The following is a 17,744-nucleotide window of genomic DNA, read 5'->3' on the forward strand; positions in this document are numbered from 1 at the left end:
ATTCAGGTGGCAGTCCTCATTCTTCAATGAGTGGGTTTCCCCATTCGGAAATCTCCGGATCAAAGCTCACTTACAGCTCCCCGGAGCATATCGGNGTTCGTCCCGTCCTTCATCGGCTCCTAGCGCCAAGGCATCCACCGTGTGCCCTTAGTAGCTTCTCCTACTATTCTTACTTGGTGATACAAATTTTCATCTCTATCACCCGGTGTTCGCAACTTGACGGAAAAGACACACATGTCTTTTCTCTATCATCATTTCCTATCCAATTTTCAAAGTGCGACTTGCCATTTTATTGGCTTAGCGCAACTTGTTATTGTAATGGTGGTAAGTGAGAAGTGTTTATCTCAACTTGTCCCAACAAGAATCAAGTTTTGCTTTTTGTTGTTGTGTCAGCCGTTTGTGTGTTGCTCGCGGCGACAAGAAATAATATAACATGGCTAAAAAAAGATTGCAACCCTTTTTTTTATAAAAAAATTTTAAAATGACGTTAAAGGGCGGAAAGCCTTGAAAACAAAGAGATATAAGGACTTATATTGTTTTGGGCATGTTTTTTGAATAAACAAAATGATTGTATAATAGTATTATTATCTACAAAGGAATGATGAAAATATGGACCGCTTAGCACTGCTCCAAAACGCCCCACAAACCGAGTGGTATCAATGGATGTCACGTCATTTTTATTACATGCATCAACACCCTGAACTATCCTTTCAGGAAAGCAATACCATTCATTATATCTCTTCTGTATTAGAAAAAAATCTAGGATTAAAACCAAAATTTTACGATGTGAATGGTGAGATATTTGGTAAACCTGTTTCCTCTCAAGCAATCACGGTTGCTTTTGGACAAGGAGAAAAAACTGTTATTTTTACGGCTGATTTTGATGCTTTACCTATTGAAGAAGTATCCAGTCACTGGTACCGCTCGAAAACAAACGACACAATGCATGCATGTGGACATGATATGCATACATCTATTTTACTTGGTATTGCTTGGTGGCTAAAACAAAATGAACATATCCTTAACTGCCGAGTAGTACTACTTTTTCGTCCCGCGGAAGAATTGAATGGAACTGCATTTCTAATCAAATCGGAAAAACTTCTTGATTACCTCGGAAAAGATGCAGCTTGTTTTGGACTACATGTATATCCAGATTTACCAGCAGGGAAAATCTCTACTTGCCCCGGATTAATTAATTATTCTGCGGAATTTATAAAAATTGAGGTAAAAGGCAGAGGTGGTCATACAGCTCGTCCAGAACATCAAAAGAGTGCTCTGACCATAATGGGCCAAATTCTATATTCTTTACCTGAGGTCATCTCTCATGAAGCACCTGAAGCAGTGCTTGCTTTCGGTCAAATGCATAGTGGAAGTAAAGCAAACATCATTCCAGAAACAGCATGTTGTGAAGGTACATTGCGAACTCCGGACTTCAAGTATCACGAAAAAGCAAGGACTGCTATTAACCACTATCTCAGGAGTTTGGAAAACGATTATATAAAAGTGGAGTTAAAAAACAGTGGAATACCTGCTCTACCACCAGTTGTTAATGATCCTACACTAGTCGAAGATTCCTATACCATTTCTGAGCATTTTCCATGGATACAAGTGCAGCATACGGAGTCGAGTCGAGGAGCTGATGATATTTCTTGGTTCTCAGAACTTGGCTATCCCCTTCACTTCTTCCGATTAGGAACCAAACCAAAACATCAGCAACAAGTATTTGATTTGCATTCTCCACACTTTGAAGCTGATCCCCGTGCTTTGTTGACCGGAGTATATTTCCAACTTTATCAATTGATCAAGTTCATGGAAAAAGCTTAAATCCTCCTCGACTTAATAGGAAACATTATGTTCGTACAGAGTGTCCATCAAACAAAAAATAATCATATAACAACTAGCCCCCTTGAATGTCTACAAAGGAGGCTAGTTAAATCATATATCATTTATTGAAGTGAATATTTCATGGTAGTTACTAAGCCTCGCTGAATATGAAAACAAGCGACTTCTGGTTTTATGTGAGACGATAAAGAGACAATAACATATACCGCCTCAGGATAATTTGCATGAATTATATCATTAGGTGACGGATAGGGAACAGTAGTAGGATGTGAGTGATAAATACCTACTAATTGTTCTCCTTTTTCTTTCATTCGTTTAAAAATAAACTCAATTTGATTGTTATCCATCTGAAATTCGTTAGGACTACGTAAAACATTGGTCATTGGCCAATGAGTACAAGCCACATTATTTGTTCCAGACAACAAACCACATGCTTCGAATGGCTTTTGTTCCATGCAGTGATGTATCATCGCATTATACACATATTGCAGAAAAACAATATTCTTATTTGAACTATTCTGCTGCTCTTTTCCCACAACAACCTCCACGTCGCTGTGGTTGTTGCTGGTTTTGCCTCCCTTGTGAGGGTTGTTGAACGGGTCTTACCAGTCTGTGCTGACCTGAATCAGGGTTAGATTCATTCCATGGTTGACCAGTTCTTCTCACAGGGCGAAAGTTCTGCCACTGAACAAATCGTTGGTCCATATTATATCCCCTTTCATGATGACCAATAAAATCTGTATTATCTTATTCAGTTTTGTTCCAGACGTGCTGTATATAAGAAGAAATTAGTCATCCATTTTCTTCTTCCTTGCTTGAATATAGTTGCTTTCTTGTGGTACGTGATGGTTGCGAAAAAACTTAGCATTTTGCTCTGCATTAGCTTGTAATTCTGGCGGTAATTGTTGATTTTTAAAAACACCATTTTTATTAGAGGTTGGTTGTTTTGTCTGGTTCAAATCATTTGTACTACTTACTTTGATTTGATCGGGTTCTAATAGATGGTTTTGTTCCATCTCATGCAATGGGATATGGGATATTGTATCTTTTTCAATTGTTCCTTGCATCTGCTTCATTTGTTCTAATTGTTTTTGAAAAGCAGAAGTGAGTAACTTAATCTGATAAGCCATACTCTCTCTTTCTTGTGCCAATGTACTTTCCTTTTCTTGTAATTCATCTACCAATTTCTTATTTTCGATTTCTAGCGATTCCCTTTGTTGATACACCTGTTTGGCTGATTCTTGTTTTTGTTTTAATTCCCTAATATTTTCTTCCGTAAATTGGATTGTTTCTTTCAGGTCGTTTGTTCTTTTTTGAAGTGTTTGGTTTTCTTGTTCTAATTTGTTCATTTGCTCTTGGTAAGTAACGGCTTTTGCCTGTAATCGTTGAATTGTTTCTTCTTTTTGTTCTAATTGCTTCATTTGTTTCTGATAAGTATGAACTTCTTCTTGTAATTGTTGGATTGTTTGATTTTGTTGTAATTGTTTAACTTTGTCTTGATAAGCATTCTCTTCTACTTGTTTTAAATGCTTGATTTGTTCTTGATAAGCATTTGTTTCTTCTTTTAGTTGTTGGATCATTTGTTCTTTTTCTTCTAATTGCTTGATTTGTTCTTGATAAGCATAAGTTTCTTCCTGTAACTGCTGTTGAATCATTTGTTCTTTTTGTTTTAACTGCTTGATTTGTTCTTGATAAATATTAGCTTCTTCTTGTAACTGTTGTTGAGTTGTTTGTTCTTTTTGTGTTAACTGCTTGATTTGTTCTTGATAAGTATTCGCTTCTTCCTGTAACTGTTGGATCGTTTGTTTTTGCTTTAATTGCTTCATTTGATCTTGATGAGCATTCGCTTCTATTTGTTTTAGATGCTTGATTTGTTCTTGATAAGTATTCGCTTCTTCCTGTAACTGTTGGATCGTTTGTTTTTGCTTTAATTGCTTCATTTGATCTTGATGAGCATTCGCTTCTATTTGTTTTAGATGCTTGATTTGTTCTTGATAAGTATTCGCTTCTTCCTGTAACCGTTGGATCGTTTCTTCCTTTTGTTTCAATTGCTTCATTTGATCTTGATGAGCATTAGCAGCTTCTAATTGTAATTGTTGGATTGCTTGTTCCCTTTGCTTTAATTGCTTCATTTGCTCTTGATGAGCATTCGCTTCTATTTGTTTCAACTGTTTGATTTGTTCTTGATAAGTATTCGCTTCTAATCGTAATAGCTGGATTGCTTGTTCTTTTTGCTTTAATTGCTTGACCTGTTCCTGATGAGCATTCGCTTCTTTTTGTTTTAACTGTTTGATTTGTTCTTGATAAGTATTCGCTTCTAATTGTAATAGTTGGATTACTTGTTCCTTTTGCTTTAAATGCTTGATTTGTTCCTGATGAACATTCCCTTCTTCTTTTAATTGTTTGATCATTTCTTCTTTTTGTTTTAGTTGCTTCATTTGATCTTGACGGACATTCAATTCTTTTTGCTTTAATTGCTTGATCTGCTCTTGATGAGCATTCGTTTCTGCTTGTAATTGTTGGATCATATCTTCCTTTTCTTTTAATTGCTTGATTTGCTCTTGATGAACATTCGTTTCTTCTTGTAATTGCTGGATCATATCTTCTTTTTCTTTTAATTGCTTCATTTGATCTTGACGGGCATTCGCTTCTTTTTGCTTTAATTGCTTGATTTGCTCTTGATGAGCATTCGTTTCTTCTTGTAATTGTTGGATCCTATCTTCTTTTTCTTTTAATTGCTTCATTTGATCTTGATGGGCATTCGCTTCTTTTTGCTTTAATTGCTTGATTTGCTCTTGATGAGCATTCGTTTCTTCTTGTAATTGTTGGATCACATCTTCTTTTTCTTTTAAATGCTTCATTTGATCTTGACGGGCATTTGTTTCTTTTTGCTTTAATTGCTTGATTTGATCTTGATGAGCATTTGTTTCTTCTTGTAACTGTTGAATTATTTGTTCTTTTTTCTTCAATTGCTTCATTTGATCATGATGAGCATTCGTTTCTTTTTGCTTTAATTGCTCGATCTTGTCTTGATAAGTATGTGCTTCTTTTTGTAACAGTTGGATCGTTTCTTCCTTTTGTTTTAATTGCTTCATTAACTCTTGATAAGTATTTGCTTCTTTCAGTTTTAATTGCTTGATTTGTTCTTGATAAGTATGGGCTTCTTTTTGCAACTGCTGAATCATTTGTTCCTTTTGCTTTAATTGCTTGACCTGTTCCTGATGAGTATTCGCTTCTTTTTGTCTTAACTGTTTAATTTGTTCTTGATAAGTATTCGCTTCTAATTGTAATATCTGGATCGCTTGTTCCTTTTGCTTTAATTGCTTCATTTTCTCTTGATGGTCATTCGCCTCTTTTTGTAATTGTTGGATCATTTGTTCCTTTTGTTTTAATTGCTTCATCTGCTCTTGATGGGCATTCGTTTCTTTTTGTTTTAAATGCTTAATTTGTTCTTGATAAGTATTCGCTTCTAATTGTAATAGTTGGATCGCTTGTTCCTTTTGCTCTAATTGCTTCATCTGTTCTTGATGGACATTCGCTTCTTTTTGTAACTGTTGAATCGTTTCATTCTTTTGCTTTAATTGCTTCATCTGTTCTTGATGGACATTCGCTTCTTTTTGTAACTGTTGAATCGTTTCTTCCTTTTGCTCTAATTGTTTCATCTGTTCTTGATGGACATTCGCTTCTTTTTGTAACTGTTGAATCGTTTCATTCTTTTGCTTTAATTGCTTCATCTGTTCTTGATGGACATTCGCTTCTTTTTGTAACTGTTGAATCGTTTCTTCCTTTTGCTTTAATTGCTTTATCTGCTCTTGATTGCCATTTGCTTCTTTTTGTTTTAGCTGCTTCATCTGTTCTTGATAGACATTCGCTTCTTTTTGTAACTGTTGAATCGTTTCTTCTTTTTGCTTTAATCGCTTCATCTGCTCTTGATTGCCATTCGCTTCTTTTTGTTTTAGCTGCTTGATTTGCTCTTGATAAGCATTTGTTTCTTTTTGTAACTGTTGAATCGTTTCTTCTTTTTGTTTTAACACTTGATCTTGATTGCCATTCGCTTCTTTTTGTATAAGCTGCTTGATTTGCTTTTGAAAAGCATTCGTTTCTTTTTGTAACTGTTGAATCATTTCTTCTTTTTGCTTTAACACTTGATTTTGATTGCCATTCGTTTCTTTTTGTATAAGCTGCTTGATTTGTTCTTGATAAGCACTCGCTTCTTTTTGTAACTGTTGAATCGTTTCATCTTTTTGTTTTAATTTATGTTCTTTTTCTTGAACACTCTTTATTTGAACTTGCTTCTGATCTTTTTGCAGATCTTTCTGTTCCAATACTTGGTGGAATTTTGTTTTCTCTTCTTCTAAATTTCTAATCTTTGTATCTTTTTCAATTTCTAGCTGTTTTGCTGCCTTTAATAACTGCTTTAATTCTCTGTTTTTCTCTTCATAATGTGCTGTAATTTCGTCCACCTGTCCGGAATATTCTCCTGCCTTGGCTCGATAGTTTTCTATTAATCGCTTCATTTTAGCCTGATGATCTCTATACTTTCCTATTTTCGCTTCATATGTCTTATTAAGGTGCGATAAATATAGAATTCTCTTTTTATATATCTCATTTATATTATTGTTCTTCTCATTCATTTTTTTCACCTCAATATTAAAATTTGTGCTGCACTTTGTTCAGCACTATCCAAAATACAATTTAGATTCAATAAATGCTGCAGCTCCTGCAACTGCTAAAACAAGATGTAAAAGATATAAAATAGGAAACAATAAATATAAGACGAGAAGAATAGCGGATGACCAGATCCCTACACACCAATGACAGCTTAAAAACAAACCCATGGTGTGACGCCATCCCGTACCTATAATATGAATCTTTCTCACCACTTGACCAGAGTCATCTGGTTCGTAAGTAACTTTCACAAATGGATCTCGAATAAACGATGTAATCTCATCAAAAACAATCAAATGAGTAAGTCGAAAAGAAGCGAGTATCAGAACGGCAAACTCGAACCACGAAATATCGAGCAAATGAATCCCACCTCACCTTTATAAGAATTAAGCAAATGAAAGGAGTATTCGATTAGAAGAGGGAAACTCAAGGTTAAAGTCTTTATAGTGTACAGAACCTTGGATTTTAATATCTCTACTACTATCATTGGGAATCGAGAACTGAAAATTAGGAAAGGTTATCGTTTCTCCAGGCATAATATGGATAGGTTGAATAGAGCAGATCCAGTACTCTCCTTTCTCTTTTACTTTTTCACGCCAATTCTCATCCACATATCTCCACCCCACCGCACTGTCCCCTGAAAAGCTTTGAATCCCAACCGTGTCTGTCATCTTTGGTGGAATAATCTGTCCTTTTAGCTGTATGCGATCGGACGGAGAAACTTGAATACAGATATGAGGATTCGTTAAAACTCCCATCCCTGAATTTTTGAGGTACATGTTGCCTAAAACAAGATAGTCATCATCTTTAGAAGTTGGAAATACGACTTGGTAATCGAAACAAACTTCCATTCGGAAAGGTGGAAGGGGAATAATCTTAGGTGTTTTATTATCTTTATTTTTTGTATCAATAGGATTATTACTCTCCTGTTTTGTCACTACTGGAGCCGATTCTGAGGATGATTTACTTTTCGTAGGGAGAAGAAACTTCACCGATTCTGGTGGCAAAAACGGAAGCAACAAGAAAGGATTTTCTTTTGTGAAACCTCTGAATAAACCAGAAGCTAAGATAAGACTGACCCTTTCCCCCAACTTCTCATCGATTTTCATTTTTTCTGGTAATTTCATGCTGATTTCCAAAAATGGAACAGATGATTTTTTTGTATCTTCTTTGATCTGTGCGGCATAGCCAGATTTTTTACATTCTTTTCCGAAAGCTTCTGCCCATGTTTTTGCTTTTGTTCCATGGCTATGTAGGATCGTGAATTCGAGGAAGGAAGAAAGATTACTACTCGAATTTAATTTAAGTTTGATAATGATTTCCCCATCATCAGGAGGAGATGATTTTGCAGGTAACACTTCTACCTCTACATCTGTTTGTTTTAGGAACGCTTTTGTATTTTCCAACATAGCAGTATGAGTATCGTTTAGTTTCACAGGTATGAGGTAAACTTTTTTTCCTTGTAAACGGGGAGCGAGGTGAAGTATTTTTTCTTGTTGATTCCATTCCATTTGAAAGCCTATCTGTTCGCAAAACAATCGGTAAATAGGTAAAGAATGAAAAGGCAGTTCTCCCTTATTCTCTTTGTTGTATTGTATCTTCAGGTCCATAAACATCCTCCCATCTAATTGCTATATCAGATTTATTTTATGAACCATATATAGAAAATTGACCAATTACAAAAAATCTTTTTTTAAAATGCAAATTAATAGTTTTTTATGGAAAATGGACATTTGCCTAAAGCGATCTCTGCATGTTTTGCGTATAAATAGGTTGAAAGTAATTTCTACCTAAGGGAGGTAAATGAAAAATATGGTAAGACCAATCAGAGGCTCACAGGTTATCCCACCTGTTCCTAATAATGTTCAGGCTGAGTGTATCTGTGTTCCCAAAGTATATGATTTTGTGGTCTTTACGGAGGATATTAATGCTACTGTTCCGCTACCAGCTACACCTCCAGCAGGATGTCCTACTACAGTAACGGACATCTTTTGTACACTGACAACGGAACCATCCTTCTTCCCTATCACCTGTGTTACAAACGGAGTTTGTACGATACTCGATCGTCGACCCATTAATATCGATGGAGTAAATGCAGCTTTAGTGAAATTAAGACAGGATATTCCGGTTGATGTGACACTAACTGGTACAGACGCTGCAGGAAACCCAGCAACTTGCACAATTCCGGTATTAGTTCCTTTCATCCGTCAAGTAGTACTCTGTTTCCCACCTGAGTTCACCAATGATAATCTGATCTGTCGCATTATCAGTGGCGATTGTGTGATCACCACTCCACCACCTGTTGGTGGAGCTCCATTCCCAGCGTCGGTTGGAATCGAGCTAAACGTATGTAAAGAAATCCAAGTATTAGCTGCGGTTAAATTAGAAGTATTGGCGAAGTTCTGTTCCCCACGTCCACCAATTGAAATTCCAGTAACTTCGGTTTGTCCGCCGCTTCTATTCCCACAACAATGTGATTTCTTCCCACAACCAAACTGTGACTGTCAGAGCTCCTTTAATTCTACATCTGCACAAGTTCCAGTAAGTGTGGGTATCGTCTTAAATGGATTGACTTTATCCGCTGGCACGGCATCTCTAGTAGGAAATATCTGTAATTCGTGTGCAGAAGTTAACACTTCTATTACTTTCACCTTTACTGATACAGACGCCGTTCCTCCAAACAATAGCTTTACGTTCACTGCTAATTCCTTTACAAGAGAAGTCTGTACATTTGCTGCAGGAGTAGGAACACAGCTTGTAGTAGGCAATGGAACAGTAGTAACTGCCGCTGGAGATACGATAGATGTACTTTATCAGTTAACATTAGTTGATGGTCCTGTTGATAGCTACGTCCTAATTATACAAGGCCCATTATTTACCGCAGTGGCAACATCTGTATCAATCGGAAATTCGATCATTATCCAAGATTGCAACAACTTCCCATCTCCAACAACGTAGTAGCATTTTACAAAATTCAAATACCTCTCGGCTGTTGGTCCTTTTGCCAACAGCTATTTATATGAATATGTAAGTGTACGTTAGAATGGGCACATTATTTCATCCAAAGTAGATTTAAATAGGTACCTTGTAAAATGCCATGAATATATATATATACAAAGTACTTTAAAACATTGGTGATTTACCTAAATCAGCAAACTTTGATAAGGAGGACGTATATTTCATGGTAAAACCAATACGAGGCTCACAGGTCACACGACCTATTCCCAATAACGTTCAGGCTGAGTGTATCTGTGTTCCTAAAGTATATGATTTTGTAGTCTTTACAGAGGACATCAATGCTACTGTTCCATTGCCAGCTACACCACCTGCTGGATGTCCTACCACCGTAACCGATATTTTTTGTTCCTTAACAACTGAGCCATTTTTCCCCATTACTTGTGCTACCAATGGAATTTGTACCGTCCTAGATCGACGTCCAATTAATATTGACGGAGTAAACGCAGCTTTAGTGAAGTTAAGACAGGATATCCCAGTTGATGTGACACTTACCGGAACAGATGCTTTAGGAAATCCAACATCTTGTACGATTGCAGTATTGGTTCCTTTCATCCGTCAAGTCGTGCTTTGTTTCCCACCTGAGTTTACCAATGAAAATCTTGTCTGTCGGATTATCAGCGGAGATTGTGTCATCACCACCCCGCCACCAGTTGGAGGAACCCCATTCCCAGCATCGGTCGGAATCGAACTAAACGTGTGTAAAGAGGTTCAAGTGTTAGCTGCGGTTAAATTAGAAGTATTGGCGAAATTCTGTTCCCCACGTCCGCCAATCGATATTCCAGTAACTTCTGTTTGTCCGCCGCTTCTATTCCCACAACAATGTGACTTCTTCCCACAACCAAACTGTGATTGCCAGAGCTCCTTTAATTCTACAGCTGCACAAGTTCCAACAAGTGTTGGAATCCATTTAAATGGTTTAACTTTATCCGTTGGTACAGCATCACTAGTTGGGAATATCTGTAATGGATGTGCGGAAGTTAACACTTCTATTACTTTCACCTATACGGATACAGATGCAGTTCCTCCAAACAATAGCTTTACCTTCACGGCCAATTCCTTTACCAGAGAACAATGTACATCCGTTGAAGCAGCCAGAACACAGGCAGTAGTTGGTAATGGTACAGTTGTTACTGCCGCCGGAGATACAATAGATGTAATTTATCAACTAGTATTAGTTGATGGTCCTGTAGATAGCTACGCCTTATTGATACAAGGTCTAAATGGGCTATTTAGCGCATCTGTAGTATCTGTATCAATCGGAAATTCGATCATTATCCAAGATTGCAACAACTTCCCATCTCCTACAACGTAGACCCCTTCCATACCATCTATGTTTATAAACTTTATTAAAGCTGTTGGCTTTTTGGACCAACAGCTTTTACATATCTTTCTACCATTAAAAAATAGGCACATATTTTTATCCAAAGTATCAGAGTACAGTTACTTCGATGAGAACGATGAATATACATAGTTTATACAAAGTAAGGAAATTTCAACTGAGTCTTTCGTAAGGAGGAAAAAATTTTCATGGTAAGACCAATTCGCGGATCGCAAGTTATCCCACCTGTCCCCAATAATGTTCAGGCTGAGTGTATCTGTGTACCAAAAGTATATGATTTTGTGGTTTTTACAGAGGACATTAATGCTACTGTTCCACTGCCAGCGACACCACCTGTTGGATGTCCTACCACCGTAACCGATATTTTTTGTTCCTTAACAACTGAGCCATTTTTCCCCATTACTTGTGCTACCAATGGAGTTTGTACCGTCCTAGATCGACGTCCTATTAATATCGACGGAGTAAACGCAGCTTTAGTAAAGTTACGACAGGATATTCCAGTTGATGTAACGCTTACTGGAACAGATGCTTTAGGAAATCCTGCATCTTGTACGATTCCTCTACTTGTTCCTTTTATCCGTCAAGTGGTACTTTGTTTCCCACCTGAGTTTACCAATGATAATTTGGTCTGTCGCATTATTAGTGGGGATTGTGTCATCACCACCCCGCCACCTGTAGGAGGAACTCCATTCCCTGCATCTGTTGGAATTGAACTTAATGTTTGTAAAGAGATCCAAGTATTAGCTGCGGTTAAACTAGAAGTATTGGCGAAATTCTGTTCCCCACGTCCGCCAATCGATATTCCAGTAACTTCGGTTTGTCCGCCGCTTTTATTCCCTGAGCAATGTGACTTCTTCCCACAACCAAACTGTGGTTGTCAGAGTACTTTTAATTCTACAAATGCTGCCGTTCCAGTAAGTGTCATAGTTGTCTTAAATGGCTTATCTCTATCCGTTGGTACCGCATCTCTAGTAGGAAATATTTGTAATGCTTGTGCAGAAATTAACACCGACATTCTATTCACATACACGGATACAGATAGTACTGCTCCTAACAATAGTTTTACGTTTACTGCCAATTCATTCACAAGAGAAGACTGTGGTTTTGGTGGAGGTACAGGGGTTCAGGTTGTAGTAGGTGAAGGCACAGTAGTAACAGCTGGTGGAGACACCATACCGGTAAGATATACCTTACAATTGGTTGATTCCGCTGTTGATACCTACATTCTGATTTTATCTAGTGTTGCTCCAGGACTATTTGCTTCTACTGTGGTTAGCATATCCATCGGAAATTCAATCACTGTCCAAGATTGCAATGCCTTCCCAGCCCCAACAACGTAGAACTTTCATTCTATACAGTTATAAAAGCTGTTGTTTTTTTGATCAGCAGCTTTTATAGATATTTCTATCGTTAAAATAGGCACATAAGTGTTTTATCAATAACATTTAACCGTTACATAGGTAAGTGCATAGCATATGTATATGAGGAAAATATTCACCAAATAACAAAAGAAAGGACTTGTCCTAATGATATTTTGGAATTGGAAAAAAAGAGAAGAAAAAGATGAGATCATTGATAAGTTTAAGAAAAAAGAACAGGAATATCGATTGGAACTAGAACAAAAAAATAAACTTATTTTGCAATATATAGAAAAAGAACAAAAACATTTACAAGATCAAAATAGCGAAAAACAAATTATCCAAGAACTACAGCAAAAAATAACAAACTATAAGCAAAGAGAAAGGGAAAACGCAGGCAGTTCTGTAGATAAACAACAGCTTATCGAAGAACTTCAACATGAATTGAAGGACTATGAACAAAATACAACAACAATTAAAGAAAGTTTGGAATTCAAACAGCAAACGATTAACAAACTTAGCGAGAAAACGAAAGAAAATGAGCAAACCATTCTAACATTGGAAGACAATTTGCAACTAAAACAGCAATTGGTTAACGATTTGAAGCAGAAAATCACAGAATATGAACAAAAACCAATAGAAGAACAAACGGATCACCAGCAATTAATCGAAGAACTTCAACAAAAAATAATGGGGTATGAAAAAAGGGAACTTGGATATAAAAATAATTTACAAGCTTTGCAAAATAATCTTCGTTCCATTCCAAATAAGAAGAAAGAGGTGGCTACAGAGGGACATTTTAAAACAATGCATCGAATTTCAAATAAATTAGCGAGTGAACAAGTTGCATCTGCTTCCAAGCCGCAAATTCCATTTCACTCTAGCTCAAATCAGCCAACAAGACACTTCAACCCTAATCAAAACTCATCTCAGACAGCAAGAAACTTTGTCCCCAATCAGAACTCATCTCAAACAGTGCAATTCAACCCATTTAAGCGACATAAATAATCGAATAAACATCGTTAAGGTCATTCGCGAAGGTGATGCAACAAAAAAAGCGAATGGCTTTTTTACGTTCAAGAAAAGCTTTCATCAATCATATCGTATCATTCACCTACATAATATTTGGATGAGGTAGGGAAAAGAGGGTGGTTATGTTCCGAATTCTTGTTGTTTTTGGAACGAGACCGGAAGCAATTAAGATGGCTCCTTTGATTTGCGAATTGCATAAACACGATGAGTTAGAAACATTTATCTGCGTTACTTCCCAGCATCAACAAATGCTGGACCAAGTATTGGAAATATTCCAAATAACGCCGGACTTTGATTTGAAGGCTATGACAAATCGACAAACGCTTACAGATATTACGATTCGTGTACTTCATGGTATGGAACAAGTATTAGAACAAGTAAAACCAGATTTGGTTTTGGTACATGGAGATACGACTACTACTCTCTCCGTCAGTCTTGCAGCAGTTTATCGGAAAATAGATGTAGGACATATTGAAGCTGGTATGCGAACTCATCAAAAATATCTTCCTTATCCAGAAGAATTGAATCGCCGTTTAGTAGCCTGTTTAGCAGATCTGCACTTCGCGCCAACTCATAAGGAGGCGAGCCATTTATATCGAGAAGGAATATCAAAAGAATCCGTTTATATTACGGGAAATACAGCTATTGATGTATTGAAGATGACCATTCACGAAAATTATGAGCATCCTTTGCTTGAACAAGTTCAAGGGAAAAAAATGATTTTAATTACCGCTCATCGCAGAGAAAATTTGGGTGAGCCAATGGATCATATGTTTCGAGCGATTCGCCGGTTAGTTGAAACCCATTCTGATGTAGTTGCTGTATTTCCCATACATCTAAATCCCATTATACGAGAAAAAGCAAATATTCTTCTTCAAAGTCACCCAAGGATATTGTTAACTGATCCTCTCGATGTAATTGAATTCCATAATATTGCTGCACGGTCTTATTTTATTTTAACGGATTCTGGAGGAATTCAAGAAGAAGCACCAACTATACAGGTTCCTGTGTTGGTCATGCGAGATATCACAGAAAGACCAGAAGTAGTTAACGTAGGGGCTGCTAAACTTGTTGGGACACTGGAAAAACGAATCTTTGAAGAAGGAAGTTTCTTAATAAAAGATAAAAATGCATATCAATCCATGAGAGGAATCATAAATCCTTATGGAGATGGTGAAGCATCAAAGCGAATCGTACAAGGAATATTGCACCATTATGGATTAGCTGATTACCTTCCATCCCCATTTGATAGTGGAGGTTGATAAATTTGCCTGTACAAAAGGACACAAAACAAAAAGTGATGGATTTGTATGGAAAATTACCAATTACCTTTATTCCTAACGAGGGACAAAAAGATTCATCGGTCAAATACTACACCTATCGTAAACAGTTTCAATGCCATTTTACTAACGAAGGAGTTTGCTATACATTTTTCGAACATTCTCCCTCGACTTTGAAAGCTCCTCAAACAGATCAAGATCCAAAGAACATGACCAAAGATTATAAAATTAGAGGAATAACTTTGGCTTTTCGTTTTGTTGATGCAAACCCCCAAATGCAAATAGAAGCACAAAAAAAAGAGATTGGAAAGGTGAATTATGTAAATGGGAATGATCCCATGAAGTGGGTAACTAATCTTTCTACCTTTCGAGAGATCGTATACCGAGAAGTATGGCCAGGCATTGACTTGGTGTTTCATGAAAAGGATGGACAACTGAAATATGATGTAATCCTACAACCTGGAGCAGATATCAATCAGATCCAACTCACTTATTCTGGAGGCGATGAGCTCAGCCTTGATGAGGAGGGAAATCTAAATATTGTCACACCATTTGGCATTTTCCAAGATCAAAAGCCCGTTAGCTACCAAGACATTGATGGCAAGCAAGTTTTAGTAGATAGTGGCTTTGTTCTCCACCAAGACGAATTTGGCTCTTGTGCATTTAGCTTTGAAATAGGCAATAACTACGATCCACGTTTTCCATTATGGATCGATCCCGGAATCCTGTTTTATTCCACCTATCTAGGTGGAGGCGATGACGATAGAGGAATCAGTATCGATATCGATGCGTCTGGAAATGCATATGTGACAGGTGTTACATCCTCCATTAATTTTCCATTTACACCTGGTGCTTTTGACACTACTTTTAACGGAACACAAGATGCTTTTATCACCAAGCTAAATGCTATAGGTAGTGCACTTGTTTATTCTACTTTCCTTGGGGGATCAGGGGGAAATACATTTGCCCGAAGCATTGCAGTGGATTTGTCTGGCAATGCCTATGTCACTGGTTCTACCACTTCGATGAACTTTCCAACTACAGCCGGGGCTTTTGATACCACTTTTAATGGTACACAAGATGCATTTATCACAAAACTTAATGCCACAGGGAGTAACCTCGTTTATTCCACTTTCCTTGGAGGGGCAGGGGGAAATACGGATAGCAATGGTATTGTAGTGGATCTGTCAAACAATGCATATGTAGCAGGAAGAACAGATACAGAAAATTTCCCTACTACAGCGGGTGCTTTTGACACTACCTTTAGCGGGGGAGCAGATGCATTTATTACCAAGCTAAACGCTACCGGAAATAGCCTAGTTTATTCTACTTTTTTAGGAGCAACAGATGGAGATTCTACTAGTAATGGCATTGTAATTGATAATGGCAACAATGCCTATGTGACAGGGCTAACTTCTGCTTCCCTTTTTCCAACTACCTCTGGGGCTTTTGATACCTCTTTTAATGGGGGAGAAGACGCATTTGTCACGAAGTTAAATCCAGCTGGAAATGCTCTTGTTTTTTCCACTTTTCTTGGAGGAGCCCTTTCTGATACTGGAAATAGCATAGCCATTGATATTGTTGGGAACGTTTATGTGACAGGTGCTACGCTTTCTACTAACTTTCCAACTACTCCATTTGCCTTTGATACTTTATTTCATACAGGGTCTGGGACGGATGCTTTTGTCTCCAAGCTTAATCCCACAGGCAGCACTTTACTCTACTCGACTTATTTAGGTGGGAAAAATAGCGATCGCGGTATTGGAATTGCTGTAGATAATGGAGGAAATGCCTATGTAACTGGGGCAACAAGCTCCGATGATTTTCCAGTTACGAATGATGGATTTGATATCACTTACAATGGTGGGGAAGATATTTTCATCTCCAAGATCAATACAAATGCCCCCAGCCCTACTGCTTCTTTAGTCAGTTCTACTTATGTGGGTGGAAGTGGTGATGATGCTGGCTTTGGCATTACAATTGATACCATTGGTTCAACCGCCTATGTCACAGGACGCACTGATTCCACTGCATTTCCTACAACAGTCAGCGCTTTTGATAGAAGCTATAACGGCGGCAGCGATGACGTGTTTGTGTTGCGAATTCAATTTTAGAAATAGAAGCAAGTTTGTATTTTGCAGACTCTCACAATTGTCTTTTTGACTTTTCCATTAAAAAAGCACTTCTGAATCTTTTTTCAGAAGTGCTTTTTCTCCGTCTGAAAGGCGAAAAAATAACGCTTTTATTTTCTTATCCGATTCTCAATACATTTATATCTGTATTCAAGCCAACAAGGGAGACAACGTTTGTTTGACTATTAACAATTGCCCTGACTTCAACGTTAATGGTACTTGTGGTGGTTACATTAAACCCAGTAATTTCTGACATTGGTCTTCTATAGGTGGCAGCACTCGTAAATGATGAATTAAAGGTTCGAGTGTCAATTAATGTTCCACCTACATAAAGCCTTGTAGAATAATTGATAGTCGAATTAGCAGTAGTAACAAATTCTATAGAAGTAGAATAGGCAAGTTGAAGCGTCTGTCCTGTTGTTACGGAAACAGGCAATATTCCCAAAACAATTTCAGTTGGTGGTGTAACAGGGACAACAACCGGTCCATCTGTATTATTAAATGTAAACGAAACAGGCGTTCCTGATGATCCAGTGGCTCCAGTTGTTCCCGTGGTTCCGGTGATTCCCGTGGTTCCAGTTGTTCCAGTCGTTCCGGTCGTTCCAGTCGTTCCGGTCGTTCCAGTCGTTCCAGTCGTTCCAGTCGTTCCAGTCGTTCCGGTCGTTCCAGTCGTTCCAGTCGTTCCGGTCGTTCCAGTCGTTCCGATCGTTCCCGTCGTTCCAGTCGTTCCAGTCGTTCCAGTCGTTCCGGTCGTTCCAGTCGTTCCCGTCGTTCCGGTCGTTCCAGTCGTTCCGATCGTTCCCGTCGTTCCCGTCGTTCCCGTTGTTCCCGTTGTTCCCGTTGTTCCCGTCGTTCCCGTCGTTCCCGTCGTTCCAATTGTTCCCGTTGTTCCCGTCGTTCCTGTTTTTCCTGTCGTTCCCGTTGTTCCCGTTGTTCCCGTCGTTCCCGTTGTTCCGGTCGTTCCCGTTGTTCCCGTCGTTCCAGTCGTTCCGGTCGTTCCAGTTGTTCCGATTGGTCCAGCAGTTCCGGTAGACCCGGTAGACCCGGTGGACCCAGTGGACCCGGTTGGTCCGGT

12 protein-coding genes, 1 rRNA gene and 1 pseudogene are annotated in these 17,744 nt (G+C 38.0%); 7 read left to right on the plus strand and 7 right to left on the minus strand.

All coding sequences use genetic code 11. From position 1 onward, the window contains the following. Nucleotides 1–161, minus strand: a 23S ribosomal RNA gene (locus A3GQ_RS27900); the annotation flags it as partial. Between the two features lie 448 nt (nucleotides 162–609). On the opposite strand from A3GQ_RS27900, the gene A3GQ_RS0121605 reads away from it, so the two are divergent. Then, a complete protein-coding gene (locus A3GQ_RS0121605) occupies nucleotides 610–1,824 on the plus strand; it encodes a M20 metallopeptidase family protein (protein ID WP_028778789.1) in 1,215 nt (404 codons plus the stop codon). 122 nt (nucleotides 1,825–1,946) lie between these two features. Here the strand turns inward: A3GQ_RS0121605 and A3GQ_RS0121610 are convergent, their stop codons facing one another. The 5 genes from A3GQ_RS0121610 to A3GQ_RS0121630 form a co-directional block, all read right to left on the minus strand. Continuing rightward, the gene (locus A3GQ_RS0121610; protein ID WP_245596881.1) at nucleotides 1,947–2,378 is read right to left on the minus strand and encodes a M67 family metallopeptidase; all 432 of its coding nucleotides are present in this window, start codon (nucleotides 2,376–2,378) and stop codon (nucleotides 1,947–1,949) included. After that, the gene (locus tag A3GQ_RS0121615; protein WP_028778791.1) at nucleotides 2,356–2,547 is read right to left on the minus strand and encodes a hypothetical protein; all 192 of its coding nucleotides are present in this window, start codon (nucleotides 2,545–2,547) and stop codon (nucleotides 2,356–2,358) included. Before A3GQ_RS0121615 ends, A3GQ_RS0121610 begins: the two co-directional genes overlap by 23 nt. A gap of 83 nt (nucleotides 2,548–2,630) precedes the next feature. Then, complete coding sequence (locus A3GQ_RS0121620) at nucleotides 2,631–6,476, minus strand: hypothetical protein (protein WP_028778792.1); 3,846 nt, start codon at nucleotides 6,474–6,476, stop codon at nucleotides 2,631–2,633. A gap of 45 nt (nucleotides 6,477–6,521) precedes the next feature. Then, on the minus strand, nucleotides 6,522–6,869 hold the full coding sequence (locus A3GQ_RS0121625) for a DUF1360 domain-containing protein (RefSeq protein WP_028778793.1): 348 nt from the start codon (nucleotides 6,867–6,869) through the stop codon (nucleotides 6,522–6,524). A gap of 27 nt (nucleotides 6,870–6,896) precedes the next feature. Next, nucleotides 6,897–8,120 carry a hypothetical protein gene (locus A3GQ_RS0121630; RefSeq protein WP_028778794.1) on the minus strand — a complete coding sequence of 408 codons (1,224 nt, stop codon included), beginning with the start codon at nucleotides 8,118–8,120 and terminating at the stop codon, nucleotides 6,897–6,899. Between the two features lie 202 nt (nucleotides 8,121–8,322). Here A3GQ_RS0121630 and A3GQ_RS25925 point away from each other — a divergent pair, with 202 nt between their 5' ends. The 6 genes from A3GQ_RS25925 (at nucleotide 8,323) to A3GQ_RS25935 (ending at nucleotide 16,651) form a co-directional block, all read left to right on the plus strand. Beyond that, nucleotides 8,323–9,468, plus strand: a complete 1,146-nt coding sequence (locus A3GQ_RS25925; RefSeq protein ID WP_156877895.1) for a BMQ_0737 family morphogenetic spore coat protein — start codon at nucleotides 8,323–8,325, stop codon at nucleotides 9,466–9,468. Between the two features lie 223 nt (nucleotides 9,469–9,691). Then, nucleotides 9,692–10,840, plus strand: coding sequence for a BMQ_0737 family morphogenetic spore coat protein (locus A3GQ_RS25930; RefSeq protein WP_051272235.1), 1,149 nt, complete (start codon nucleotides 9,692–9,694; stop codon nucleotides 10,838–10,840). 215 nt (nucleotides 10,841–11,055) lie between these two features. Next, complete coding sequence (locus tag A3GQ_RS0121645) at nucleotides 11,056–12,207, plus strand: BMQ_0737 family morphogenetic spore coat protein (RefSeq protein WP_028778795.1); 1,152 nt, start codon at nucleotides 11,056–11,058, stop codon at nucleotides 12,205–12,207. 186 nt (nucleotides 12,208–12,393) lie between these two features. Then, complete coding sequence (locus A3GQ_RS0121650; RefSeq protein ID WP_028778796.1) at nucleotides 12,394–13,233, plus strand: coiled-coil domain-containing protein; 840 nt, start codon at nucleotides 12,394–12,396, stop codon at nucleotides 13,231–13,233. 146 nt (nucleotides 13,234–13,379) lie between these two features. Then, on the plus strand, nucleotides 13,380–14,519 hold the full coding sequence (gene wecB / locus A3GQ_RS0121655; protein WP_028778797.1) for a non-hydrolyzing UDP-N-acetylglucosamine 2-epimerase: 1,140 nt from the start codon (nucleotides 13,380–13,382) through the stop codon (nucleotides 14,517–14,519). A gap of 5 nt (nucleotides 14,520–14,524) precedes the next feature. Further along, nucleotides 14,525–16,651: a DUF7948 domain-containing protein gene (locus A3GQ_RS25935; protein WP_051272238.1), complete on the plus strand. Its 2,127-nt coding sequence runs from the start codon at nucleotides 14,525–14,527 to the stop codon at nucleotides 16,649–16,651. Nucleotides 16,652–16,787: 136 nt separating this feature from the next. Here A3GQ_RS25935 and A3GQ_RS28310 read toward each other — a convergent pair. Then, nucleotides 16,788–17,744 (minus strand): annotated as a pseudogene (locus A3GQ_RS28310) (collagen-like protein); the annotation flags it as partial.

This window comes from Shimazuella kribbensis DSM 45090 (assembly GCF_000428065.1).
Taxonomy (GTDB): Bacteria; Bacillota; Bacilli; order Thermoactinomycetales; family Thermoactinomycetaceae; genus Shimazuella; species Shimazuella kribbensis.